At 60.5% G+C, this 25,119-nt stretch carries 23 protein-coding genes and 1 pseudogene; 11 read left to right on the top strand and 13 right to left on the bottom strand.

All coding sequences use genetic code 11. From position 1 onward, the window contains the following. Window positions 1–44: 44 nt before the first annotated feature. The 11 genes and pseudogenes from ubiE to AC3IUF_RS01900 all read left to right on the top strand — a co-directional run bounded on the left by ubiE (window position 45) and on the right by AC3IUF_RS01900 (window position 8,234). Window positions 45–815: a bifunctional demethylmenaquinone methyltransferase/2-methoxy-6-polyprenyl-1,4-benzoquinol methylase UbiE gene (gene ubiE / locus AC3IUF_RS01950; RefSeq protein ID WP_008080626.1), complete on the top strand. Its 771-nt coding sequence runs from the start codon at window positions 45–47 to the stop codon at window positions 813–815. Further along, window positions 815–1,438 (top strand): ubiquinone biosynthesis accessory factor UbiJ, encoded by a 624-nt coding sequence (locus tag AC3IUF_RS01945; protein WP_007909360.1) that lies wholly within the window; start codon window positions 815–817, stop codon window positions 1,436–1,438. Before ubiE ends, AC3IUF_RS01945 begins: the two co-directional genes overlap by 1 nt. After that, window positions 1,435–3,039 carry a ubiquinone biosynthesis regulatory protein kinase UbiB gene (gene ubiB / locus AC3IUF_RS01940; protein ID WP_007909358.1) on the top strand — a complete coding sequence of 535 codons (1,605 nt, stop codon included), beginning with the start codon at window positions 1,435–1,437 and terminating at the stop codon, window positions 3,037–3,039. The genes AC3IUF_RS01945 and ubiB overlap by 4 nt, the downstream gene beginning before the upstream one ends. Window positions 3,040–3,120: 81 nt before the next feature. Next, window positions 3,121–3,522 carry a phosphoribosyl-AMP cyclohydrolase gene (hisI, locus tag AC3IUF_RS01935; RefSeq protein WP_007909357.1) on the top strand — a complete coding sequence of 134 codons (402 nt, stop codon included), beginning with the start codon at window positions 3,121–3,123 and terminating at the stop codon, window positions 3,520–3,522. After that, entirely contained in the window at window positions 3,515–3,847 is a 333-nt protein-coding gene (locus AC3IUF_RS01930) for a phosphoribosyl-ATP diphosphatase (RefSeq protein ID WP_007909355.1), read from the top strand. The genes hisI and AC3IUF_RS01930 overlap by 8 nt, the downstream gene beginning before the upstream one ends. 25 nt (window positions 3,848–3,872) lie before the next feature. Then, complete coding sequence (locus AC3IUF_RS01925; RefSeq protein WP_003220847.1) at window positions 3,873–4,154, top strand: twin-arginine translocase TatA/TatE family subunit; 282 nt, start codon at window positions 3,873–3,875, stop codon at window positions 4,152–4,154. A gap of 10 nt (window positions 4,155–4,164) precedes the next feature. Then, window positions 4,165–4,623, top strand: a complete 459-nt coding sequence (gene tatB / locus AC3IUF_RS01920) for a Sec-independent protein translocase protein TatB (RefSeq protein ID WP_414895019.1) — start codon at window positions 4,165–4,167, stop codon at window positions 4,621–4,623. Then, window positions 4,620–5,411: a twin-arginine translocase subunit TatC gene (gene tatC, locus AC3IUF_RS01915; RefSeq protein ID WP_007909342.1), complete on the top strand. Its 792-nt coding sequence runs from the start codon at window positions 4,620–4,622 to the stop codon at window positions 5,409–5,411. The genes tatB and tatC overlap by 4 nt, the downstream gene beginning before the upstream one ends. Further along, the gene (locus AC3IUF_RS01910) at window positions 5,408–6,115 is read left to right on the top strand and encodes a 16S rRNA (uracil(1498)-N(3))-methyltransferase (RefSeq protein WP_007909339.1); all 708 of its coding nucleotides are present in this window, start codon (window positions 5,408–5,410) and stop codon (window positions 6,113–6,115) included. The genes tatC and AC3IUF_RS01910 overlap by 4 nt, the downstream gene beginning before the upstream one ends. 202 nt (window positions 6,116–6,317) lie before the next feature. Next, a pseudogene (locus tag AC3IUF_RS01905) lies at window positions 6,318–7,379 on the top strand (methyl-accepting chemotaxis protein); the annotation flags it as partial. Continuing rightward, window positions 7,362–8,234, top strand: a complete 873-nt coding sequence (locus AC3IUF_RS01900; protein ID WP_371857741.1) for a methyl-accepting chemotaxis protein — start codon at window positions 7,362–7,364, stop codon at window positions 8,232–8,234. The pseudogene AC3IUF_RS01905 and the gene AC3IUF_RS01900, both read left to right, overlap by 18 nt. A gap of 155 nt (window positions 8,235–8,389) precedes the next feature. On the opposite strand, the gene AC3IUF_RS01895 is transcribed toward AC3IUF_RS01900, so the two are convergent. From AC3IUF_RS01895 to AC3IUF_RS01835, 13 genes are all read right to left on the bottom strand, one after another. After that, a complete protein-coding gene (locus AC3IUF_RS01895) occupies window positions 8,390–9,124 on the bottom strand; it encodes an amino acid ABC transporter ATP-binding protein (RefSeq protein ID WP_007909337.1) in 735 nt (244 codons plus the stop codon). Next, window positions 9,117–10,076: an amino acid ABC transporter permease gene (locus tag AC3IUF_RS01890; protein ID WP_134178401.1), complete on the bottom strand. Its 960-nt coding sequence runs from the start codon at window positions 10,074–10,076 to the stop codon at window positions 9,117–9,119. The genes AC3IUF_RS01895 and AC3IUF_RS01890 overlap by 8 nt, the downstream gene beginning before the upstream one ends. 153 nt (window positions 10,077–10,229) lie before the next feature. After that, window positions 10,230–11,027, bottom strand: coding sequence for a transporter substrate-binding domain-containing protein (locus AC3IUF_RS01885; protein ID WP_007909335.1), 798 nt, complete (start codon window positions 11,025–11,027; stop codon window positions 10,230–10,232). A gap of 373 nt (window positions 11,028–11,400) precedes the next feature. Then, on the bottom strand, window positions 11,401–13,971 hold the full coding sequence (gene mdoH / locus AC3IUF_RS01880; protein ID WP_095113983.1) for a glucans biosynthesis glucosyltransferase MdoH: 2,571 nt from the start codon (window positions 13,969–13,971) through the stop codon (window positions 11,401–11,403). Further along, window positions 13,964–15,775, bottom strand: a complete 1,812-nt coding sequence (locus tag AC3IUF_RS01875) for a glucan biosynthesis protein G (RefSeq protein WP_007909332.1) — start codon at window positions 15,773–15,775, stop codon at window positions 13,964–13,966. Before AC3IUF_RS01875 ends, mdoH begins: the two co-directional genes overlap by 8 nt. Before the next feature lie 274 nt (window positions 15,776–16,049). Beyond that, window positions 16,050–16,487, bottom strand: a complete 438-nt coding sequence (dtd, locus tag AC3IUF_RS01870) for a D-aminoacyl-tRNA deacylase (RefSeq protein WP_007909321.1) — start codon at window positions 16,485–16,487, stop codon at window positions 16,050–16,052. Further along, complete coding sequence (gene pip / locus AC3IUF_RS01865) at window positions 16,484–17,455, bottom strand: prolyl aminopeptidase (protein ID WP_008080611.1); 972 nt, start codon at window positions 17,453–17,455, stop codon at window positions 16,484–16,486. Before pip ends, dtd begins: the two co-directional genes overlap by 4 nt. Before the next feature lie 171 nt (window positions 17,456–17,626). Beyond that, entirely contained in the window at window positions 17,627–18,430 is an 804-nt protein-coding gene (gene hutG, locus AC3IUF_RS01860) for an N-formylglutamate deformylase (RefSeq protein ID WP_095113981.1), read from the bottom strand. 10 nt (window positions 18,431–18,440) lie between these two features. Beyond that, window positions 18,441–19,646 (bottom strand): imidazolonepropionase, encoded by a 1,206-nt coding sequence (hutI, locus tag AC3IUF_RS01855; RefSeq protein WP_095113980.1) that lies wholly within the window; start codon window positions 19,644–19,646, stop codon window positions 18,441–18,443. Window positions 19,647–20,002: 356 nt separating this feature from the next. Further along, complete coding sequence (gene hutH / locus AC3IUF_RS01850) at window positions 20,003–21,535, bottom strand: histidine ammonia-lyase (protein ID WP_123375592.1); 1,533 nt, start codon at window positions 21,533–21,535, stop codon at window positions 20,003–20,005. Between the two features lie 116 nt (window positions 21,536–21,651). After that, a complete protein-coding gene (gene hutH / locus AC3IUF_RS01845; protein ID WP_489280208.1) occupies window positions 21,652–23,175 on the bottom strand; it encodes a histidine ammonia-lyase in 1,524 nt (507 codons plus the stop codon). A 188-nt stretch (window positions 23,176–23,363) separates the two neighbouring features. Next, complete coding sequence (locus AC3IUF_RS01840; protein WP_007909304.1) at window positions 23,364–24,194, bottom strand: quaternary amine ABC transporter ATP-binding protein; 831 nt, start codon at window positions 24,192–24,194, stop codon at window positions 23,364–23,366. Then, a complete protein-coding gene (locus AC3IUF_RS01835; protein WP_007949591.1) occupies window positions 24,191–25,042 on the bottom strand; it encodes an ABC transporter permease in 852 nt (283 codons plus the stop codon). Before AC3IUF_RS01835 ends, AC3IUF_RS01840 begins: the two co-directional genes overlap by 4 nt. Window positions 25,043–25,119 lie beyond the last annotated feature (77 nt).

Here is a 25,119-nt window from a genome sequence, read left to right as displayed (position 1 = left end):
CTTGGGGATTAGAATGTCGCGCATTCTCTTTTGGTGACAGCGATATGACTGATCAGCGCAAAGGCAGCGATGCCGAACCCACCACTCACTTCGGCTTCAAAAACGTTCCGGAAAGCCAGAAAGCGGAAAAAGTCGCTGAGGTTTTCCACTCGGTAGCCGCCAAGTACGACCTGATGAACGACCTTCTGTCGGGCGGCATGCACCGTCTGTGGAAGCGTTTCGCGATCGAACTGTCGGGCGTGCGCAGCGGTAACCGCGTGCTGGACATCGCCGGCGGTACCGGTGACCTGACCAAAAAGTTCTCGCACCTGGTCGGCCCGACCGGTCAAGTGGTGTTGGCCGATATCAACGAATCGATGCTCAAGGTCGGTCGTGACCGCCTGCTCGATCTGGGTGTCGCCGGCAACGTCGAATTCGTTCAGGCGGACGCGGAAAAACTGCCGTTCCCGGACAATCATTTCGACTGTGTGACCATCGCCTTCGGCCTGCGCAACGTGACGCACAAAGAAGACGCCCTGCGCTCGATGCTGCGCGTACTCAAGCCGGGCGGTCGTCTGCTGGTGCTGGAGTTCTCCAAGCCGACCAATGCGCTGATGTCGAAAGCCTACGACGCCTATTCGTTCGCCTTCATGCCACTGATGGGCAAGCTGATCACCAACGACTCGGAAAGCTATCGCTACCTGGCCGAATCGATCCGCATGCACCCGAATCAGGAAACCCTGAAGTCGATGATGGTCGACGCCGGTTTCGACCGCGTGACCTATCACAACATGACCGCAGGCATCGTCGCCCTGCACCGCGGCATCAAGCCCTGATGTTGCTCACCGGGCTGCTCGCCAGCGTTGAACTCGGCCTCAACCGGGTGCTGCGTCTCGACAGCACGGCGCTGCCGCGGCTGGCGCATTTGACCGGCAAGGTGATTGCCGTCGACTGCCGCAGCCCGGCGCTGCAACTGTTCATTCTGCCGAGCGACGAAGGTTTGATGCTGGCCTCGCACTGGGAAACCGGTGTCGACTGCACCCTGCGCGCGCCGGCCTCCAGCCTGATCAAACTGGCCGTGAGCAAAGACAAGACCGCGGTGTTGCACGCCCCGGAAGTCGAGCTCGATGGCGACAGCGGCGTGCTGCTGGAGCTGGCCGGTGTCCTGCAAGACCTTGAGCTGGACTGGGAGTACGAACTCTCGCGCTGGCTCGGCCCGGTCGCCACGCAACTGGTCGGTGGCCATCTGCGCAGCCGCGCGCGCTGGTATCAACAAGGATTTGCCAGCCTCAACCAGAACCTCGCCGAATACCTCGCCGAAGAATCGCGCACCCTAGTCGGGCAGCGCGAAGCCGAAGCGCGGTTCAGCGAACTGGACCGGATCAAACTTGATCTGGAACGTCTCGAGGCGCGTTTCGAGCGCCTTTCCCGATCCCTCGACCCAAGCGATAACGCATGAAGCTGCTCGCCGTCCGCCGTCTGTTGCGCATCCAGTCTGTCGTGATCCGCTACCGCCTCGATGACCTGCTGTTCGATCTGCCGCTGCCCTGGTTCCTCCTGGCGCTGCGCTATGTGCTGCCGTGGCGCTGGTTCCCGCGCAAGCCGCTGGACCTGAGCCGTGGCGCGCGTCTGCGTCTGGCGTTGCAGGATCTGGGGCCGATTTTCATCAAGTTCGGGCAGATTCTCTCGACCCGCCGCGACCTGCTGCCGGAAGACATCGCCGATGAGCTGATGCTGTTGCAGGACCGCGTGCCGCCGTTTGACTCGCAACTGTCGATCAAGCTGATCGAAGAACAACTGGGCAAGAAAATCAGCGACGTGTTCAGCCGTTTCGACGTCGAGCCGCTGGCCTCAGCCTCGGTTGCGCAGGTGCATGCCGCGCAGCTGAAAACCGGCGAAGAAGTCGTGGTCAAAGTGATCCGCCCGGGCCTGAAGCCGATCATCGCGCAAGATCTGGCGTGGCTGTTCATCCTCGCCCGCGCCGCCGAAAAACTCTCGGCCGACGCGCGTCTGCTGCACCCGGTCGACGTGGTCCAGGACTACGAAAAAACCATCTACGACGAACTCGACCTGCTGCGCGAGGCGGCCAACGCCAGCCAGTTGAAGCGCAACTTCGAAGGTTCGCCGCTGCTCTATGTACCGCAAGTGTATTGGGACTGGTGCCGGCCGAAAGTGCTGGTGATGGAGCGCATCTACGGCATTCAGGTCACCGATCTGGCGACCCTCGCCGATCAGCGCACCGACATGAAAATGCTCGCCGAACGCGGTGTGGAGATTTTCTTCACCCAAGTGTTCCGCGACAGTTTCTTCCACGCCGACATGCACCCGGGCAACATCTTCGTCAGCACCGTCAACCCGTGGAGCCCGCAGTACATCGCGATCGACTGCGGCATCGTCGGCAGCCTGACCCCGGAAGATCAGGATTATCTGGCGCGCAACCTGTTCGCCTTCTTCAAGCGTGACTACCGTCGTGTGGCGCAACTGCACATCGACTCGGGCTGGGTGCCGGCGGAAACCAAACTCAACGAATTCGAAGCGGCGATCCGCACCGTGTGCGAACCGATCTTCGAAAAACCGTTAAAAGATATTTCATTTGGCCAAGTGCTGATGCGCCTGTTCCAGACTGCACGGCGCTTCAACATGGAAGTGCAACCGCAACTGGTGCTGCTGCAAAAGACCCTGCTGAACATCGAAGGCCTCGGCCGTCAGTTGTATCCGGATCTGGATCTGTGGAACACCGCGCAGCCATTCCTCGAACGCTGGATGCGCGAGCGCGTCAGCCCCAAAGCCTTGCTGGGCAACGTGCAGAGCCAGTTCGAACAACTGCCGCATCTGGCCAACATGGCCCGCGACCTGCTCGAACGCATGTCGCAACCGCACGCCTACGATCCACCGCCGCCATGGCATAAACGCAAGGACGACTGGTTCCTGCGCTTGCTCGGTTGCGCGCATCTGGCCGGCGGGGTGATCCTCGCTATCGGTGGCCCGCTTAACGAGTTGGGGCATTGGCCTGCGGGAATCATGGTGGCAGTCGGCTTGTATCTGGTCGTTCGCCGATAGCCAGTTTCGTGATCGGCTGGCACACTGTTTCAATGCCTGAACCCGACTATTGAAGTGTGGGGTTCGCTGTCGGAGTCGAAGATGAAAAACTGGCTGGACGAGATCAAGTGGGACGCTGATGGCCTGGTGCCGGCGATTGCCCAGGATCACAAGACCGGACGCGTGCTGATGATGGCCTGGATGAACCGCGAAGCGCTGGAACTGACCGCCGCGGAAAACCGTGCAATCTACTGGTCACGTTCCCGTGGCAAGCTGTGGCGCAAGGGCGAGGAGTCAGGGCATGTGCAGACGCTGCATGAGATGCGTCTGGACTGTGACGCCGACGTGATCATCCTGATGGTTGAACAGATCGGCGACATCGCTTGCCATACCGGCCGTCAAAGCTGCTTTTACCGTGTCTTCGAGAACGGCGACTGGAAAACCGTCGACCCGGTCCTGAAAGACCCGCACGCTATCTATTCCGCAGGACACAAACATGAGTGACACCCTGACCCGCCTGGCCGAAGTGCTCGAAGAGCGCAAAGGCGCAGCCGCCGACAGCTCCTATGTGGCCAGTCTGTATCACAAGGGTTTGAACAAGATTCTGGAGAAAGTCGGCGAAGAGTCGGTCGAAACCATTATTGCCGCCAAGGACGCCGCGATCAGTGGCGACTGCAGCGACGTGATCTACGAGACCGCCGACCTGTGGTTCCACAGCATGGTCATGCTCGCCCAACTGGGGCAGCATCCGCAGGCCGTGCTGGATGAACTGGACCGTCGCTTCGGCCTGTCCGGACACGTCGAGAAAGCCTCGCGTCCGTCCGCCTGAACAACTTTTAGAGAGGAACAGCAACATGGGCATTTTTGACTGGAAACACTGGATCGTCATTCTGGTTGTCGTGGTGCTGGTGTTCGGCACCAAGAAACTGAAAAACCTCGGCACCGACGTTGGCGAGTCGATCAAGGGCTTCCGCAAAGCCATGAACGACGATGAAAAACCGGCTGCCGATCCAACCGTGACGCCTGCGCAGCCGGTGCCACCGGTGCAGCCGCAAGCCACCGCTCAGGCCAACCCGCCGCACACCATCGATGTGCAGGCGCAGAAAGTCGAAGAGCCGATCCGCAAAGACGTGTGAGCACTGACTAATGTTTGGTATCAGCTTCTCTGAACTGCTGCTCGTCGGCCTCGTCGCCCTGCTGGTGCTGGGCCCCGAGCGTCTGCCGGGCGCTGCACGCACCGCCGGCCTGTGGGTCGGTCGGCTGAAGCGCAGCTTCAACGCGATCAAACAGGAAGTTGAACGTGAAATCGGTGCCGACGAGATTCGTCGGCAACTGCACAACGAGCACATTCTGTCGCTGGAGCAGGAGGCGCGGAAGATTTTCTCGCCGGTTCAGCAGGAGCCGACGCCGGTTGAGCATGTGGGTCAGCAGACGATTCATGCGCCGACTGCACCCGTCGCGCCTGCTCCGACACCTGCACCTGCTGCCGTTGTAGCGCCGGCAGAACCAGCGCCTGCACAAACCTCGGTTGAACACGTAGCCCCAACCGCCGCGCCGATTACACCCGCGCCTCACGACCCAACATTGCCGCCGCGAGCCCCATGAGCGATCTCCCCGAAAACGACCAGCACATGCCGCTGGTTTCGCACCTCACCGAGTTGCGCACCCGCCTGCTGCGTTGTGTGGCGGCGATCTTCATCATCTTCGCCGGGCTGTTTGCGTTCACCCAGCAGATCTACACCTTCGTCTCGACGCCGCTGCGCCAGTACCTGCCGGTCGGCGCGACGATGATCGCCACCGACGTGTCGTCGCCGTTCCTGACGCCGCTGAAGCTGACGATGATGGTCTCGCTGTTTCTCGCGATCCCGGTGATCCTGCATCAGATCTGGGGCTTTATCGCGCCGGGCCTGTACAAGCATGAGAAACGCATCGCGGTGCCGCTGCTGGTGTCGAGCATTCTGCTGTTCTATACCGGCATGGCGTTCGCCTATTACTTCGTGTTCCCGCTGATCTTCAAATTCTTCGCTGCGGCCACCCCGGCCGGCGTGGAAATGATGACCGACATCGCCAGTTACCTCGATTTCGTCATGACGCTGTTCTTCGCCTTCGGCGTGGCGTTCGAGATTCCGGTGGCCGTGGTGCTGCTGGTGTGGATCGGTGTAGTCGACGTCGCCTACCTGAAGAAAATCCGCCCGTACGTGATCATCGGCTGCTTCGTGGTCGGCATGATCCTGACGCCGCCGGACATCTTCTCGCAAACCCTGCTGGCCGTGCCGATGTGGATGCTGTTTGAAATCGGCATTCTGTTCGGTGGCCTGATCAGCAAGCGCGAACGCCCGGACGAGAACCCGGCCGACGACCACAACGACCAGCCACCAGCGACCCAGGCATGAACCTGCTGTTGCTCGAAGAGGCCGATTTCATTGCGGCCGACCGCGTGGTGCTGCGTGATCGCCGCTTGACGCACATGCAGGAAGTTCATCGTTCGGAAGTCGGTGACAGCCTGCGCGTCGGGCGCATCAACGGGCTGATGGGTTCGGCTGAACTGCTGCGTCTGGAACCGGGTGAAGCGGAGCTGCGTGTCAGCCTCGATCAGCCGCCACCGGCCAAGCTGCCACTGACGCTGGTGCTGGCCCTTCCGCGCCCGAAGATGCTCCGCCGGGTGTTTCAGACCGTGGCGACCATGGGCGTGTCGAAGGTGATCCTGGTCAACAGCTACCGGGTCGAGAAGAGTTTCTGGCAGACGCCGTTTCTTGAGCCGGAAGCGATTCGCGAAAATTTGATCCTCGGCCTCGAACAGGCCCGCGACACCGTGCTGCCGGAAATCATCATCGAGAAGCGCTTCAAGCCATTCGTTGAAGACCGGCTGCCGGCGATTACCGAAGGCACCCTCGGGCTGGTCGGCCATCCCGGCAACTACCCACCGTGCCCGCGCGCGCTCAGCGAACCGGTGACGCTGGCCATCGGCCCTGAAGGCGGCTGGATTCCTTACGAAATCGATCTGCTGGCCAAATCGGGCCTGCAACCGGTGCAACTCGGCGAGCGCATCCTGCGCGTCGAAACCGCCGTCACCGCCCTGCTCGCCCGTCTCTTCTAACCAAACACAGCTCCCCTGTGAGCTGCCGCAGGCTGCGATCTTTTGATGTTGTTTTTTAGAAGCAAGATCAAAAGATCGCAGCCTACGGCAGCTCCTACATTGATACCGTGCGGCTCCGGTGGATAAATGGCGTTACAGATTGCCATCATTCGGCCGATACCTTCTCCATAAGTCCAATTAGTGGTCCGAAGGGAGTGGTCGCATGTACCGTTGGTTAGCCGAGAGTCTTGGAAACGTCAGCGTCAAACGCAAGCTGGGCATCGGTTTCGGCCTGGTGCTGTTGCTGACACTGTTGATCACCTTCACCGGCTGGACCGGCATGAGCGGCATCATCAGCCGCGGTGACAAACTCGGCTTTATCTCCAGCCTCAATGAGCTGACCAAGGACCTGCGCCTGGCGCGTCTGGACTACGAAGCACGCCGTGGCGAACAAGGGCCGGGCGCGGTCACCGATCTGCTCAACAAACTCGACAGCGGCCTGCAAACCGCACGCAGTCTGATTGAACAGCCGTCCGACGCGGCGATGGTCGATCAACAACTGGCCGCCGTTGCTGAATACAAACGCGCTTTTGCCGACATGACCCAAGCCACCGTGCAGCGTGAAGACGCCCGCAGCAAACTCGGCGCCAGTGCCGACAATGCCGTGGCGAAAGTCGCGGAAGTGGAAAAATCCATGCTGGCGGGTGACAGCGTCGCGCAATTCAACAGCGTGATAGACCTGAGCAAACTGCTGCAACAGGCGCGCTATCAGGTGCGCGGCTACACCTACAGCGGCAAGGCCGAAGCCGAGCAACCGGCGCTCGACGCCATCGACAACGCCCTGAAAAACCTCGACAGCCTGCCGGCAAAACTGCCGGAACAGCACATTGCCAACCTGCAACAGGCCACCGACTCGATCAAAGCCTATCGCGCGGCAGTTGCACAGTTCCGCGACTCCCAGGTCAACAACGCCAAGGCCGCCGCGCGCATGTCGACTCAGGGCGACATCCTCATTGACGTCAGCAAGAAACTCACTGAATCGCAGACCGTGGTGCGCGATACCGATGCCGCGCACGCCAAGAACATGTTGATCATCGCCACTCTGCTGGCCGTGGCGTTCGGTCTGCTGGCCGCTTGGGCGATCACCCGCCAGATCATCATCCCGCTGAACCAGACCCTCAAAGTCGCCGAGCGCGTAGCTGCCGGTGATCTGACCCACAACCTCGTTTCCCTGCGTCGCGACGAACTCGGCCAACTGCAACGCTCGATGCAGAGCATGACCCAAGGCCTGCGTGAACTGGTGGGCGGCATCAGCGATGGCGTCACTCAGATTGCCAGCGCTGCCGAAGAACTCTCAGCGGTGACCGAGCAAACCAGCGCCGGGGTCAATAATCAGAAAATCGAGACCGATCAGGTCGCCACCGCCATGAATGAAATGGCCGCCACCGTGCAGGAAGTCGCGCGTAACGCCGAGGAAGCCTCCGAAGCCGCCGTGGCTGCTGACCAGCAGGCCCGCGAAGGGGACAAGGTCGTCGGCGAAGCGATCGCGCAGATCGAGCGTCTGGCGGTTGAGGTTGGTCATTCCACCGAAGCCATGGGCGAACTCAAACGCGAAAGCGACAAGATCGGCAGCGTCCTCGACGTGATCAAGTCGGTGGCGCAGCAAACCAACCTGCTGGCCCTCAACGCGGCCATCGAGGCGGCGCGTGCCGGTGAAGCCGGGCGTGGGTTTGCCGTGGTGGCCGATGAAGTGCGCAGCCTCGCGCAGCGCACGCAGAAGTCCACCGAAGAAATCGAAGAGCTGATCGTCGGCCTGCAGAACGGCACCCAACAAGTGGCAACGATCATGGACAACAGCCGTACCCTGACCGACAGCAGCGTTGAGCTGACCCGTCGCGCGGGCGGGTCGCTGGAAAGCATCACCCGCACGGTTTCGGCGATTCAGGCGATGAACCAGCAGATTGCCGCAGCGGCCGAGCAGCAGAGCGCGGTGGCGGAAGAGATCAACCGTAGCGTGCTGAATGTGCGGGATGTGTCGGATCAGACGTCGGCGGCGAGTGAAGAGACCGCGGCGTCCAGCGTTGAGCTGGCGCGCCTGGGTACTCACTTGCAGATGCTGGTGGGGCGCTTCAAGGTTTGAGGTGATTCATCCACCTCGGTTCGCTCTGAACCGAGGTGATGCTATCGCTGGCAAGCCAGCTCCCACAGTGAATGGGTTGAACACAAACTTTGTGATCGACTACAAACCCTGTGGGAGCTGGCTTGCCAGCGATGGCGGCCGAGAGAACGCCGCAGTTACAGAACCTGACGCAGGAAGGCCTGCGCACGCGGATCCTTCGGTGTATCAAAGAATTCGGCAGGCGCGGCATCTTCCAACAGCTTGCCGTGATCGAAGAACAACACCCGATCCGCCACTTCCCGGGCAAAGCCCATTTCGTGGGTAACGCAAACCATGGTCATGCCTTCCACGGCCAGGTTCTTCATCACGTCCAGCACCTCACCGACCATCTCCGGGTCGAGGGCTGAGGTCGGCTCATCGAACAACATCACCTTCGGCTCCATCGCCAGCGCCCGGGCGATCGCCACGCGCTGTTGCTGACCGCCGGACAGACGTGACGGAAACTCGTTGGCCTTCTGTGCAATCCCGACCTTTTTCAGCAACTCCATAGCCTTGGCTTCGCGCTCTTTCTTGCCGCGCTTGCGCACGACTTTCTGCGCCAGACAGAGGTTTTCCAGCACGGTCATGTGCGGGAACAGGTTGAAATGCTGAAAGACCATGCCGACTTCGCGGCGATAGGCGTTGACGTCGGTTTTCGGGTCGGCCAGTTGCAGGCCGTCGATGCTCACCGAGCCGGAATCGAACTCTTCCAGGCCATTGAGGCAACGCAGGAAGGTCGACTTGCCGGAACCCGACGGGCCGATCACTACCAGCACTTCGCCCTTGGCGACTGTGGTGCTGACGTTATCCACCGCACGCACCACTTGCCCACGGGTGTCGAAGACTTTTACCAGATCGCGGACTTCAATCACTTTGCGCGAGCCTCCGCTCAAGCCGGCTGGCGATTTTCGACAGCGGCAGGTTGATCAACAGGTACAGACCGGCGACGCAGAACAGAATCTCGAACGGCGAGAACGAGGTGGTGATGACTTCACGGCCGCTTTTCAGCAGCTCGGTGATGGCAATCACCGACACCAGCGAGGTGTCCTTGACCAGACTGATGAACTGCCCGGCCAGCGGCGGCAGCACGCGTTTGAATGCTTGCGGCAGCACCACGTGACGCATCGATTGACCGGCACTCAGACCGAGCGAACGCGCCGCTTCGTTCTGGCCACGGGCAATCGATTGCACGCCGGAACGGATGATCTCCGCCACGTAGGCACCGGTGAACAGCGACAGCGCGGCGATCCCGGCAAATTCGCGGGACAGGTTCATCACCGTGCCGATGAAGAAATAGAAAATGAAAATCTGCACCAGCAGCGGCGTACCGCGCACCAGTTCGACGTAAATGGTCGAGAGGTCGCGCAGGGTCGGGTTGCTCGACAGACGGCACAGGCCGGTAACCAGACCAATCAACAGACCGAGTACCCCAGAGACCACTGACAGCCAAAGCGTCGTCCACAGGCCCCACAACAGCGGTCCTGCCGCCCAATGCCGGGTCACGCCCACGACGTCGCCTTCGGCCACATCGTCGCCCTGAGCGAATTGCAGGCTGTTCTCGTCGACGGTCAGGTGCTGCTCGTCACCGGCGTCATTGCGCAGGGTGACTTGCGCGCTGCTGCCCTTGCGCACGAGTTCGGTGACGGTGGAAATGTCAGTGGCACGCTGGGTTTCTTCGGCCTGATAGGCGAAGTACTGCGGCACGCGGTTCCAGCGCCATTCGTAGGACATCAGCGACGTCGCGTAATACAACGCGCCCGCCAGGCCGACCAGCACCAGCACGGTGAGTACGTGCCAGGGCCATTGGGCTTTTTTCTGTTTCATTGCAGGTTCTCGGATGATCGTTCCCACGCTCTGCGTGGGAATGCCGCTCGGGACGCTCTGCGTCCCTGCCTGTTCGTGACGCGGAGCGTCACAGGATGCGTTCCCACGCGGACGGTTCGACGCCTCGACGTGGAAACGATCAGCGGATGCGCGTTATTCCATGTCCTTGAGCCACTCGGTGCTCTTGAACCACTTGTCATGGATGCGATCGTAGGTGCCGTCTTCGTGGATCTGGTGCAGGAAGTTGTTGATGAAATTGATGCTGTCGTAATCACCCTTCTTCAGTCCGAAGGCCAAAGGCTCGTAGGTGAACGGCTTGTCGAGGAACACCAGTTTGCCGGCACCAACCTTGGTCACCGCGACGACGTTGTACGGCGCGTCATAGATGAAGGCATCAGCCTTGCCGTTGACCACGTCGAGCACCGCTTCCTGCTCATTGTCGTAGCCGTGGTACTTGGCCTTGGAGATGAGCTTCTTGGCGACCATTTCGCCGGTGGTGCCGAGCTTGGAGGTGATGCGGTAGTCGGCGGTGTTCAGGTCTTTGTACGACTTGATAGTGCCTTCCAGCTCCTTGCGGATCAGCAGGGTCTGGCCGACCACGATGAACGGTTCGCTGAAATTCAGGCGCAGGTTGCGCTCCTGAGTCAAGGTCATGCCGCTGCCGATCATGTCGAACTTGTCGGTCATCAGCGCCGGGATGATGCCGTCGTAACCGGTCGAAACCAGCTCCAGTTTGACGCCCATGGCCTTGGACATGGCTTTGAGGATGTCGACTTCGAAACCGATGATTTCGCCGCGCTTGTTGGTCATTTCGAACGGCATGTAGGTCGGATCCATACCGACTTTCAACGTGCCGCGCTTGACCGCGTCATCGATTGCGCCAGCCTGCGCCGCATTGACTGCAACCAGTGCCGTGACGCCGACCAGCAGCATCGACAGATACTTCTTCATCTTCAAGTCCCCAAAACCATTGCGTGTGCGGCGCGAAAACCAACAGTGACAGGCAAAAAAGCCCGGGTGCGCCAATTCGGGGACGGATGCTAACGCACTCGTTTTTTTGCACAAGGTTTAATGGACGATTTGTTTAACAATCAAGAGCTACCCCCTCACCCCAACCCTCTCCCCCAAGGGGGCGAGGGGGAAAGGGAGCAGATCTTCATGCTGTTCAAATCCGAGCTCGACTGGATATTTCAGGTCGGTGTAACTCGAATATTCAACGCGGTCGGTCCCCTCTCCCTCTGGGAGAGGGGTAGGCGGGCGGCGTTCCGATGAGGGGCTTTTCAGCAGACCAAAAAAAACCCCGCAACATCGCGGGGTTTCTTTATCAGGCCGGTTGCGCCTGCATACTCACCGGTCGCAGCGGCAGCAACGGCGCATGGGGATCGGCTTTCACCGAAGCCCGCCATGCATCCAGCCACTCAGCGTGACCTTCGGCCCAGACCTGCTCATGCAAACGCGCCAAGGCAACAGGGTCGCTCAGCAGTTGCAAGCGATCATGATTATTCAGCCCGGCCGGGCCAACCTTGATCGCGTGACGCACACGCTCCTGACGCAGCCATTCGATCGGCTCGGCCTGACCGTGACGCGAGGTCGCCAGCGAACACGCCAAAGCGTTCTGCTGCGGATCGACCACCGCGCGGACAAAGCCGTCGTTGAGGGCGTGGTAACGGTTTTCGTGGGTGTACTGGTCGGTCGCCAGCAGCGCCTGTGGCGGATTGTATTCCTCAGGAATGAGGAACAGGCTCTCGTCACGGGACTTCAGGCCCAGACCAACGCGGCTGGAAATCACCGACACCGGGATCGACAGCATCAGCGAACCGACGATCGGCACCAGCCACCAGAGGAAGCTCGGGTTCAGCCAGATCACCAGCAGCGCCCAGCAGAAGCCCAACAGGGTCTGAGGACCGTGGCGTTTGACCGCTTCGCTCCAAGGCGTCGAGTCGTCGTCACGCTGCGGCGAGTTCCAGGTCGCGGCCCAGCCGAGGAACGCGGCGAGGACGAAACGCGTGTGGAAAATCATCCGCACCGGCGCCAGCAGCATGGAGAACAGCATCTCCAGCAGCATCGACAGGGTCACCTTGAACTTGCCGCCGAACTCTTTCGCGCCCTTGGCCCAGATCAGGATGATGCTCAACAGTTTCGGCAGGAACAGCAGCACGATGGTCGTCGAGAACAGCGCGATCGCCTTGTCCGGGTGCCATTGTGGCCACAGCGGATAGAGTTGGCGCGGTTCGAGGAAGTACTGCGGCTCCATCAGCGTGTTCACCGCCAGCAGCGCGGTCGATAACACCAGGAAGAAGAACCACAACGGCGCCGACAGGTACGACATCACGCCGGTGAGGAACACCGCGCGGTGCACCGGGTGCATGCCTTTGACCAGGAACAGACGGAAGTTCATCAGGTTGCCGTGGCACCAGCGACGGTCACGCTTGAGTTCGTCGAGCAGGTTCGGCGGCAGTTCTTCGTAGCTGCCCGGCAAGTCGTAGGCAATCCACACGCCCCAACCGGCACGGCGCATCAACGCGGCTTCAACGAAGTCGTGGGACAGAATCGCACCCGAGAACGCGCCTTTACCCGGCAACGGCGCCAAGGCGCAGTGGTCGATAAACGGCTTCATGCGGATGATCGCGTTGTGACCCCAGTAGTGGGATTCACCCAACTGCCAGAAGTGCAGACCGGCGGTAAACAGCGGGCCGTACACGCGGGTCGCAAACTGCTGCATGCGCGCATAGAGAGTGTCCATGCCCGACGCACGCGGCGCGGTCTGGATGATCCCGGCGTCCGGCGTGGCTTCCATCAAGCGCACCAGACTGGTCAGGCACTCGCCGCTCATCACCGAGTCAGCGTCGAGCACGACCATATATTTATAGTCACCGCCCCAACGACGGCAGAAGTCGTCGAGGTTGCCGCTCTTGCGCTTCACACGACGGCGACGGCGACGGTAGAAGATCTTGCCGAAACCTTTGGCTTCGCGGCAGACATCCAGCCAGGCCTGTTGTTCGGCGACGCAGATGTCGGTGTCATTACTGTCGCTGAGCACGAAGAAGTCAAAGCGGTCCAGATCACCAGTGGCAGCAACCGATTCGAACGTTGCCCGCAAACCGGCGAATACACGCGGTACGTCTTCGTTGCAGATCGGCATCACCAGCGCGGTACGCGCGTCTTTGGCAATCGGCTCGTTGCCGGCGCTTTTGCCGGAGATACGGTATTTATCGTGACCGGTGAGCAACTCGAGGAAGCCCATCAGCGCCGTCCAGAAACCAGCCGACACCCAGCAGAACAGAATCCCGAACAGAATCAGAATGCTGGTTTGCAGCGCATACGGCAGCACTTGCGTGGCGGTTTGCAGCAGCGGTTGATGCAGGACTTCTTCCAGATCGACGAACGACCAGCCCTGGTACGGCATGATGCCTTTCATGTACCAGCCGGCGACGATGGTCTGACCGAGCATCAGCAGCAACAGAATGTAGCGGCGGATCGAGCCGACGGTGCGCCAGCGCGCGGCCGGCAAGACGTTTTCGTCCTTCGGCGGCTGCGGCGGGTTGGTACGACCGGTCATACGGCGCCAGCCACGCACCAGAATATTGGTGCGCCACGGCTCCGGCACGACCTTGGTCCGACGGATCGGCGGCGTCGCCTTCATGCTGACGCGACCGCTGGCGTCGAGCACCAGCATCTCCGCGTCTTCAAGTTCTTCGGCGGTGCTCAGGGTCAGGCGCTTGCCCACCGAAGCCTGGGCGGCCTCGGCAGGAGCGTCGAACGTTGAAGACGACAGGCGTTCATGCAGCTCGCTGAACGACTGGCAGCCCGCGAGTTCCGCGCGCTGCTCGTCGGTCATCGGCAGATGCGCCAGATACTCGGACAGAGTCTCTGGCTGTACTTGAGAGTTACTCATCGGCAGGCAACTGATAGCTCCAGGTCTCGGTCAGGACTTCTTCAGTCGGTGCCGATTCCGGTGTGGCTGGGGCCGCGTCCGCAGCCGCTGGCTGCTTGGCGTCTTTGTTGGCCTTGTCCTTGGCATCTGCAGCTGGCTTGGCGTCGGCCTGTTTGGCCTCGGCGGCCTTGGCTTCCTTGTCGAGTTTCTCTTGTTGCTTGGCGGCAACCTTGTCGGCCTTGGCAACGGACGAGTTGGACGCCGGCACCGATTTCGCCAGATCAGCAGTCACGACTGGCTGAACCAGGGCGGCACGCATCTCGGTCGACTTGCTCGCGTCCTTGATCTTCATGCGCAGGGTCAAGCGCCAGCCTTTGGTTTCCGGGTTGTAGCGCACGCTGTTTTCAACCAGCTCGGCGTTGTCACCAACACTGACCTGACTGCGCACGTCGGCATCCGGGGTCAGCGCGGCCAGCGATGGACCTTCGAAGTCGACCAAGTAGGCAACGCTGCCATCCGGCTGACGGATCAGGTTCGATTGCTTGACGTCACCGGTCGAACGCAGAGTCTGCGAAACCCAGGCGCTGTCCGGCGCATGAATCGCCGCTTCGTCCATGGTCCAGTGCATGCGGTAGGCGAATTCCAGCGGCTGACCCGGCTCCGGCATTTTTTCCGGGCTCCAGAACGCAACGATGTTGTCGTTGGTTTCGTCGGCGGTCGGAATTTCTACCAGATCAACGGTGCCCTTGCCCCACTCGCCCTTCGGCTCGATCCAGGCGCTTGGGCGCTTGTCGTAGCGGTCGTCGAGGTCTTCGTAGTGGCTGAAGTCGCGGCCACGTTGCAGCAGACCGAAACCACGCGGGTTCTCGATGCTGAAGTTGCTCACGGCCAGGTGTTTCGGGTTGTTCAGTGGACGCCAGATCCACTCGCCGTTACCGGCATGGATCGACAGACCGCTGGAGTCGTGCAGTTCACGACGGTAGTTGAGGACTTTCGACGGCTGGTTGGCGCCGAACAGGAACATACTGGTCAGTGGCGCGATGCCCAGTTTGCCGACCTTGTCACGCAGGAACATCTGCGCTTTGACGTCGACAATGGTGTCGCTGCCCGGACGCAGGATCAGACGGTAGGCACCGGTGGCACGCGGCGAATCCAGCAGGGCGAAGATCACCAGATGCTTGTCGCCCGGCTTCGGCTGTTGAATCCAGAACTCGCGGAAACGCGGGAATTCCTCACCCGACGGCAGCGCGGTATCAATCGCCAGACCACGCGCCGAGAGGCCGTAGGTGTGGCCCTTGCCGACAACGCGGAAGTAACTCGCGCCGAGCATGGTCATGATTTCGTCTTGCTTGTCGGCCTTGTTGATCGGGTACAGCACACGGAAACCGGCATAACCAAGTTGTTCGGTGGCTTTCGGATCGAATTTCAGGTCGCCGAAATCGAAGCGCGTCGGATCGTATTTGATCTCTTCGACGGTGTTCGCTGTGATTTCGTTGATTTTCACCGGTGTATCGAAGTGCATACCCTGGTGATAGAAGGACAGTTTGAACGGGGTTTTCTGATCAGCCCACTCAGCCTTTTCGGTGAGGAAGCGGATTTTCTGATAGTCCGCGAACTTCATGTCGCGGAATTCGTTCGGCAGATTGCTGCGCGGGGCTTCGAACTTCTGCCCGGCCAGTTCTTTCGCCTTCGCCGATACATCGTCAAGATTGAACGCCCAAAGCTGGCCGGCGCTGAGCAGGCACAGGAGCGCCGAACCCGCTACCAGGGCACTTCGCATGCGTTTGGCAGACATTTTTGCTGCATTACAGGGACTAACAATCACGAGCAACCCTCGCCGAAAACAGATCAAAAAACCAACGGCCAGCTATCTATATGCCAGGTTGGCGAGCATTGTTCCGACTCCGCTGGGGCAAAATGATTCCCCAATCGGATCCGGACAAGTCTCTACCTAAGTGAAAATGGATCAGCGAACGCTGATCCCAGTGCGCGCGATTATCTAGTAGCCCGCATGACAACGCATCAGGGGTAACAAAGTATTTATCGCGAAAACACCCTAAAAACGGTCGAAATTTCCCAAAAAGGTGTTTCAAGCGCTTTCAGGTCTGTAACAAAAAGGTAACCGGGCCATCGTTGACCAAATGCACCTGCATATCGGCGCCGAATCTACCTGATGCCACAGTGCCATGCACCTGTTTCGCACTGCTTAATAGATAGTCGAACAATTCCTCGCCCAACGCCGGTGGCGCGGCTGTCGAAAAGCTCGGGCGCAACCCGCTTTTGGTGTCGGCCGCAAGGGTGAACTGCGAGACCAGCAGCAACCCGCCACCGACATCGGCGAGGGACAAGTTCATCTTGCCCTCCGCATCACTGAATACCCGATAGTTAAGCAGCTTATGCAGAAGTTTGTCGGCGCTGGTACGCGTGTCGTCGGGTTCGACCGCCACCAGCACCAGCAAACCGTGATCGACCGCCCCGACTACCTCACCCGCGACTTCAACCCGCGCACCGCGTACCCGCTGTAAAAGCCCCTTCATGCTTCTTCGGGCGGCAGGTCGAGCAGGCGCCGAGCCATATTGCCCGCGGCGCGCACCAGTGCATCGGTGATGCCCGGTTCGGATGCGGCGTGGCCGGCATCACGGATCACCTGCAGTTCGCTGTTCGGCCAGGCTTGATGCAGTTCCCAGGCGTTGTCGAGCGGGCAGATCACGTCATAGCGACCGTGAATGATCACGCCGGGCAGATGGGCGATCTTGCCCATGTCACGAATCAGCTGGTTCGGCTCAAGGAAGGCGTTGTTGGTGAAGTAATGGCATTCGATCCGCGCAATCGACAGCGCGCGCTGCGGCTCGGAGAAGCGATCGACCACCAGCGGGTTCGGCCGCAGGGTCGCGGTGCGCCCTTCCCACGTCGACCAAGCCTTGGCCGCGTGCATCTGGGCGATCTGGTCGTTGCCGGTCAGGCGCTTGTGGAATGCGCTAAGCAGATCGTCGCGCTCGTCCAGCGGGATTGGCGCAATGTAATCCTGCCAATAATCGGGGAACAGACGACTGGCACCGGCCTGATAGAACCACTCGATTTCCTGCGGACGGCAGAGAAAGATCCCACGCAGGATCAGACCGTGAACACGCTCAGGGTGGGTTTGCGCATAGGCCAGCGCCAGGGTCGAACCCCACGAGCCGCCGAACAGCACCCATTTGTCGATGCCCAGGTGTTTGCGGATGCGCTCAAGGTCGGCAACCAGATCCCAGGTGGTGTTGTTTTCCAGGCTGGCGTGCGGCGTGGAGCGCCCGCAACCGCGCTGGTCGAAGGTTACAATGCGATACAGGTTCGGATCGAAATAGCGACGGCTCTGCGCGTCGCAACCGGCGCCGGGGCCGCCATGAATGAACACAACCGGCAAACCCTCCGGTGAACCGCTTTCGTCGACGTACAGCGTATGGGTGTCATCGACAGCCAGATCGTGCCGGGCGTGAGGTTTGATCTGCGGAAACAAAGTCTGCATTGCGCGCTCCGTAAGGGGTCGAGGTCATCCCTGGGGGGACTTCTATTATTCTGCCGTTGGGCATCATAAACCCGATTTACGTCAATGAGCATGCTCCGGGGCCTGATCGTTCTCACGCTCTGCGTGGGAACGATCAAGATCGCAGCCTTCGGCAGCTCCTACAGGGGTGAGTCAGCCGCGGTAGTGTTTTTCGCCCCAGGCCAGATAGCCCTGCAGCAATTCCTTTAGTACCACCCGCGTTGGCTCGGCGAGGTCAGGGCGATAGCGGAACGGTTCGAACTCTTCCATGTAGGTGCTCTGGCACAACTCCAGTTGCACCGCGTGGATGTTCTCGGCCGGGTTGCCGTAATGACGGGTGATGTGGCCGCCCTTGAAGCGTCCGTTCAGAACATGACTGTAGTTGCTATGACCAGCGCAGATCGCTTCCAGTTGCGCAGCCAATTGCGGATCACAACTGGCGCCATTGAAGGTGCCGAGGTTGAAGTCCGGTAGTTTGCCGTCGAACAGGTGCGGGATGATTGAGCGGATCGAGTGCGCGTCGAACAGCAGCGCGTAACCGAATTCGGCCTTCAGCCGTGCCAGCTCTTCCTGAAGCGTACGGTGATACGGCGTCCAGATCTGCTCCAGATAAGTCGCGCGTTCTTCTTTCGACGGCTCGTGGCCTTCGCGGAACAACGGAATGCCGTCGAACAGCGTCGCCGGGTAGAGCCCGGTGGTAGCGCCCGCATACAACGGTTTGTCGTCGGACGGCCGGTTCAAATCGATGACGAATCGCGAGTACTCGGCAGCCAACGTACTGGCGCCGAGTTCTTCAGCAAAATCGTAAAGCTGCGGGATGTGCCAGTCAGTGTCCGGCAGGCTTTTCGCATCGGCGATCAACCCGGCTTCCACCGCTGGGGTCAGGCGCACACCGGCGTGAGGCATGCTGATCAGCAGCGGCACGCGTCCTTGTTTGAAGTTCAGAACCTTATCCACAACCGCCCTCCTACAGATTTGATTCGACGCCGTGACGCACGACGCGTTTGTCCAGATCACCGCCGAGCCAATAGGCCAGATCCGCCGGACGATCAATGTGCCAGGCAACGAAATCCGCGACCTTGCCGACTTCCAGCGAACCGTGGGTGTCGGCCATGCCCAGCGCTTGCGCGGCATGAATCGTCGCACCGGCCAAGGCTTCCTCCGGAGTCATGCGGAAGCAGGTGCAGGCCATGTTCAGCATCAGCCGCAACGACAGCGCGGGCGAAGTGCCGGGGTTGAGGTCGCTGGCGATGGCGATTTTCACCTTATGCTTGCGCAGGGCGTCCATTGGCGGCAATTGGGTTTCACGCAGGAAGTAGAACGCGCCCGGCAGCAGCACCGCGACGGTGTCGGACTCGGCCATGGCGATGGCGTCGGCTTCGTCCATGAATTCCAGGTGATCGGCGGACAACGCCTTGTAACGCGCGGCGAGGCTGGAGCCATGCAGCGACGACAATTGTTCGGCGTGCAGTTTCACCGGCAGACCGAGTTTTTGCGCGGCGATGAACACGCGCTCGACTTGCTCTGGCGAGAACGCCAGGTATTCGCAGAACGCATCCACGGCATCGACCAGTCCTTCGGCAGCCAGAGCGGGCAGCATCTCGCTGCAGATCAGATCGATGTAGTCGTCGGCACGATCTTTGTATTCCGGTGGCAACGCGTGGGCGGCCAGGCAGGTGCTGCGTACGCTGATCGGCAGCTCTTTTTCCAGGCGACGGATGACACGAAGGATTTTGCGTTCGTTGACCAGATCGAGGCCGTAACCGGACTTCATTTCAACCGTGGTCACGCCGTCACGCATAAGGCTTTTCAGGCGCTTGGCGGCGCTGGCGAACAGCTCGTCTTCAGTGGCCTCGCGAGTCGCGCGCACGGTGCTGGCGATGCCTCCGCCGGATGCCGCGATTTCGGCGTAGCTGACACCTTGCAGACGTTTTTCGAATTCGCCGCTGCGGTTGCCGCCGAACACCGTGTGGGTGTGGCAGTCGATCAGGCCGGGCGTGACCCACGCGCCTTGCAGGTCATTGACCGCCGGGTATTCGCCGGATGGCAGTTGATTACGCGGGCCGATCCACTCGATGAGCGCACCGGACGTCACGATGGCCGCATCCTCGATGATCGAGTAGACGCCCTGCGCCATGGTTGCGACGTGGCAGTGTTGCCAGAGGGTTTTCACTGTTGGCCTCCGTTGTGTTTGGTTTGGTGGGTAGCCTCTGAAAAGCCCCTCACCCTAGCCCTCTCCCGGAGGGAGAGGGGACTGACCGGGTTGTTCTATCGAGGTACACCGACCTGAAAGTCTTGAGCCGAACTCAGGTTCTGAAAACCATAAAGATCGGCTCCCTGCTCTCGCCAGGAAGAAGCAGGACTGACCGGGTTGCTCTGTCGAGGTACATCGACCTGGAAATCTTGAGCCGAACTCAGGCTTTGAAAACCACGAAGATCGGCTCCCTTCCCCCTCTCCCCCCTTGGGGGAGAGGGCTGGGGTGAGGGGGATCGATGTCAGTAACAACAAAGCTCTCCCTGAAAAAACACTTACAAACTAGGCAAAAGTTTCGCTGGAATCAGCTCGGTCAGGCACCGCGAAGCCAACAATTCAGTCGCCGCATTGATATCCGGCGCAAAGAACCGATCTTTCTCATAGAACGGCACTTCCTTACGCAGAATCGCCCGGGCCTGCTCCAGCTTCGCCGAGGTCTTCAGACCGTTACGCAGGTCCAGTCCTTGCACCGCCGCGAGCCATTCCACCGCGAGAATCCCGCGGGTGTTTTCAGCCATTTCCCACAGCCGCTTGCCAGCCGCCGGGGCCATCGATACGTGGTCTTCCTGGTTAGCCGAGGTCGGCAGACTGTCCACTGAATGCGGATGCGACAAGGCCTTGTTCTCGCTGGCCAGCGCCGCTGCTGTCACCTGAGCGATCATGAAACCGGAATTCACGCCGCCATTGGCAACGAGGAACGGCGGCAGCTGCGACATGTGCTTGTCCATCATCAGCGAGATGCGGCGTTCGCTCAGCGAGCCGATCTCGGCGATGGCCAGGGCCATGTTGTCAGCAGCCATGGCCACCGGTTCGGCGTGGAAGTTGCCGCCGGAAATCACATCGCCTTCAGCAGCAAATACCAATGGGTTATCGGAAACCGCGTTGGCTTCAACGGCCAGCACTTCAGCGGCTTGACGGAACTGGGTCAGACACGCGCCCATGACTTGCGGCTGGCAACGCAGCGAGTACGGGTCCTGAACCTTTTCGCAGTTCTGGTGCGAGTCGGAGACTTCGCTGCGCTCGCCGAGCAGATCACGGTACGCAGCGGCAGCATCGATCTGACCTTTCTGGCCACGAGCCGCATGGATACGCACGTCGAACGGCGAACGCGAACCCAATACCGCTTCAACCGTCAGACCACCCAGCGCCAGCGCGCCCGCGAACAAATCTTCACCTTCAAACAGACCACGCAGCGCGAACGCCGTGGAAACCTGAGTACCGTTAAGCAGCGCCAGACCTTCTTTCGCCGCCAGCGTCAGCGGCGTCAGGCCAGCCACTTTCAGCGCTTCGGTGGCTTCCATCCACTCACCCTTGTAGCGCGCCTTGCCCTCGCCCAGCAGCACTAGCGACATGTGCGCCAACGGTGCCAGATCGCCCGAAGCGCCCACCGAACCTTTCAGCGGAATATGCGGATAAACCTCGGCATTGATCAGCGCGATCAGCGCATCGATCACCACGCGGCGAATACCGGAGAAACCACGGCTGAGGCTGTTGACCTTAAGCACCATGATCAGCCGCACCAGCTCATCACTGATCGGCTGGCCAACACCGGCGGCGTGGGACAACACCAGCGAGCGCTGGAGGTTTTCCAGGTCTTCGCTGGCAATGCGCGTCGAGGCCAGCAGGCCGAAACCGGTGTTGATGCCGTACGCAGTGCGGTTCTCCGCGAGGATCTGTTCGACGCAGGCGACGCTGGCTTCGATCTGCTGCGATGCGCTGTTGTCGAGCGTCAGCTTGACCGGGTTCTGGTAGACGTCACGCAGTTGGGCCAGGCTCAGTTGGCCGGGAATCAGGTTCAGCGCAGTCATTTTGTGCTCCTTTTGAGAGTTTGTTATTAACTCGCCAGACGCTCCGGAGATGTCCGTTGTCCGTCGCGTCTCGCCTTTTGGGGAGTCGCGCCTTGGCACGCTGGCGTGGGTATTTTTCAGTGCAAATTCGGTAAAACGTTGCCCAGCACATTCGGGGCTTTCAACACGCTCGCGGCGGCGGCGATATCCGGCGCCAGCCAGCGATCCTGATCGTAGGCCGGGACCGTTTCGCGCAGCAGTCGCCACGCGCGGTCAGTGCCCGCGCCGAAGCGCTGTTCCTTGAGAAATTCAAAGGCCTGCGCCGCCAGCAGATATTCGATGGCGAGAATCTGCGTGCAGTTTTCCAGCGCACGATGCAGCTTGAGCGCAGCGTTGGTGCCCATGCTCAAATGGTCTTCCTGCAGGCCCGAAGTGATGTAGTTGTCGAGCACCGCCGGTTGCGCCAATTGGCGGTTTTCCGCACACAGTGACGCAGCGACGTACTGGACGATCATCATCCCGGAGTTCACCCCCGGATTGGCCACCAGAAATGCCGGCAGACCGCTGACGTGCGGATTCACCAGACGATCCAGACGACGTTCGGCAATCGAGCCGATTTCGGCCATGGCAATCGCCAGCAGATCCGCCGCCATCGCTACCGATTGGCCGTGCGGGTTGGCTTGCGACATCACCCGGAAGTTGTCCGGCGTGCCTAGCAACAATGGGTTATCAGTGCAGCCGTTGAGTTCGGCCTCGACCTGCTTGATTGCATGATCGAGCTGATCGCGCGCGGCGCCGTGAACTTGCGGGATCGAACGGATGCTCAGCGCATCCTGAGTGCGAATGCCTTTGCTCGACGCAATCACTTCGCTGCCATCGAGCAAGGCGCGCAGATTGACGCCAACCTGCTGCATGCCCGGATGCGGTTTCAGCGCGATGATTTCAGCGTCGAACGCATCGATCTGGCCGCGCTGGGCTTCAAAACTCATCGCGCCGATGACGTCGGCCCATTGCACCAGACGCGTCGCGTCGGCAATCGCCAGACAGCTGAGGCCGGTCATGCACGGTGTGCCGTTGACCAGGCACAAACCGTCTTTTGCGCCGAGTTGCACGGGTTGCAGGCCTTCTTCGGCCAGCGCCTGCTGCGCCGAGGTGATCTGCCCGCGATAGCTGACATTGCCGACGCCGAGCAACGCGATGCCGATGTGCGCCATGTGCGTCAGGTAGCCCACCGAACCTTGCGACGGCACTTGCGGGGTGATGCCGCGATTGAGCAGCGCCAGCAGGGCTTCGACGACCCGGCGATGCAGGCCGGATTTGCCGTGGCTGTAGTTGTGAATGGCGGCGCAGATGATCGCGCGAGTCTGCTCGTCGGCGAGCACCGGGCCGACGCCACAGGCGTGGCTGAGCAAGGTGTTGCGCGAGAGCTGGCTGAGTTGTTCGTCCTGCAGCGAGACGTTGGACAAACCGCCCAGGCCGGTATTGACGCCATAGGCGCGCTCGCCGCTTGCGACGATGCGCTGGACGATGCCTTGGGCGTTTTCGATGCGCGCCCAAGTGTCGCTGGACAGCTCCAGAAGCGCGCCATGACGGGCAACGGCGACCAAGTCCTGCCAGCGCAGAGGGGCGCCGGTGATAACGATTTTTTCAGCCTGAGACATCTAAAACCTCAACCGTAATATTGATGCAGCTTTACCGGCCTCATCGCTGGCAAGCCAGCTCCCACAGGATCTCCAGTGTTCACACAATCTCTGTAGGAACTGGGCCTGCGAGCCCTCATTGTTCACACAACCCCTGTGGGAGCTGGCTTGCCAGCGATAGGGCCAGTCAGTGCACTGCATAATTCAGATCAAACCACTGCCGCCCGCCGCTGCACGAACCGGTCAACATACTCATCCGCCGGCGAATGCAGAATCTCGCGCGGCGTACCGACCTGAATCAGGCGACCATCCTTGAGAATCGCAATGCGGTTGCCGATACGCACTGCCTCATCAAGGTCATGGGTGATGAAGACGATGGTCTTGTGCAGGGTCTTTTGCAGCTCCAGCAACTGGTCCTGCATCTCGGCGCGGATCAGCGGATCCAGCGCACTGAACGCTTCGTCCATGAGGATGATGTCGGTGTCCGCCGCCAAGGCGCGCGCCAGGCCGACACGCTGGCGCATGCCGCCGGAGAGCTGGTGCGGGTATTTGTTTTCGTAGCCTTTGAGGCCGACGGTGTTGATCCAGTGCAGCGCGCGTTCCGAGCACATTTGCTTGCTCTCGCCACGGACTTTCAGGCCGTAGGCGACGTTGTCGAGCACAGTCTTGTGCGGCAACAGGCCGAAGCTCTGGAACACCATGCTGATCTTGTGCCGGCGAAATTCGCGCAGAGCATCCATGTCGTATTGCAGGATATCGACGCCATCGACGAGGATCGCGCCGCTGGTCGGGTCGATCAACCGGTTGAAGTGGCGCACCAGTGTCGATTTTCCGGAACCGGACAGGCCCATGATCACAAAGATCTCGCCAGTGCCGATGCTCAGCGACAGGTCGTTAACGCCGACCACGCAACCGGTTTCACTCAGCACCTGATCCTTGGTCTTGCCCTGACCGACCATGGCCAGCGCATCCTTGGCGCGGTTGCCGAAAATCTTGAAGACGTTTTTGACTTCGATCTTGCTCACGGTTGCGTTGCTCATTTGCTCACCTCATGCCGTGGCCGACCGTACGCCTGAGTAATGCGGTCGATGACCACTGCGAGAATCACGATCGCCAGACCGGCTTCGAGGCCGCGTCCGACGTTGAGGGTCTGAATCCCCACCAGCACATCTTCACCCAGGCCACGGGCACCGATCATCGAGGCGATCACCACCATCGACAGGGCCATCATGGTGGTCTGGTTGATCCCGGCCATGATGCTTGGCAGCGCCAGCGGCAGTTGCACGCCGAACAGCTGCTGCCAGCGGTTGGCACCGAAGGCGTTGATCGCTTCCATCACTTCGCCGTCGACCTGGCGAATGCCCAGATCAGTCAGGCGAATCAGCGGCGGTGCGGCGTAGATCACCGTGGCGAAAATCGCCGGGACCTTGCCCAGACCGAACAGCATCAGCACCGGGATCAGGTACACGAAACTCGGCATGGTTTGCATGATGTCGAGCAGCGGCATCAGCACCGAACGCAAGCGATTGCTGCGCGCCGAAAGAATCCCCAGCGGAATGCCGATCAGCACCGAAATGATCGTCGCGACCATCATCAACGCCAGGGTCTGCATGAGCTTGTCCCACAAGCCAACGGCGCCGACGAGGAACAGCAGACCGACGATGACTGCTGTGGTCACGACTTTACGCGTGGCATGCCAGGCAACCACACCAACGATCGCCAGCATCAACCACCACGGCGCTGCGCGCAGCAAGCCTTCGAGGTTGACGATGGCCCAGAGCAGTGTGTCGGAGATGTGGCGGAACACATCACCGTAGTTGGTGACCAGCGAATCGACCCAACCGTTGACCCAGTCGGCGATGGAAAAGGTAAAGCTTTCGGGAAACATAAGCGGCTCTCAATCAGAAATCTCAATCAAGCGTTTACGGCATATCCCCCGGCCAGCCTCACGGTTGACCGGGAGGT

This window comes from Pseudomonas sp. KH_040 (assembly GCF_057839305.1).
Note: the sequence above shows the minus strand (reverse complement) of the source record. Positions and strands in the feature narration are given on the sequence as shown.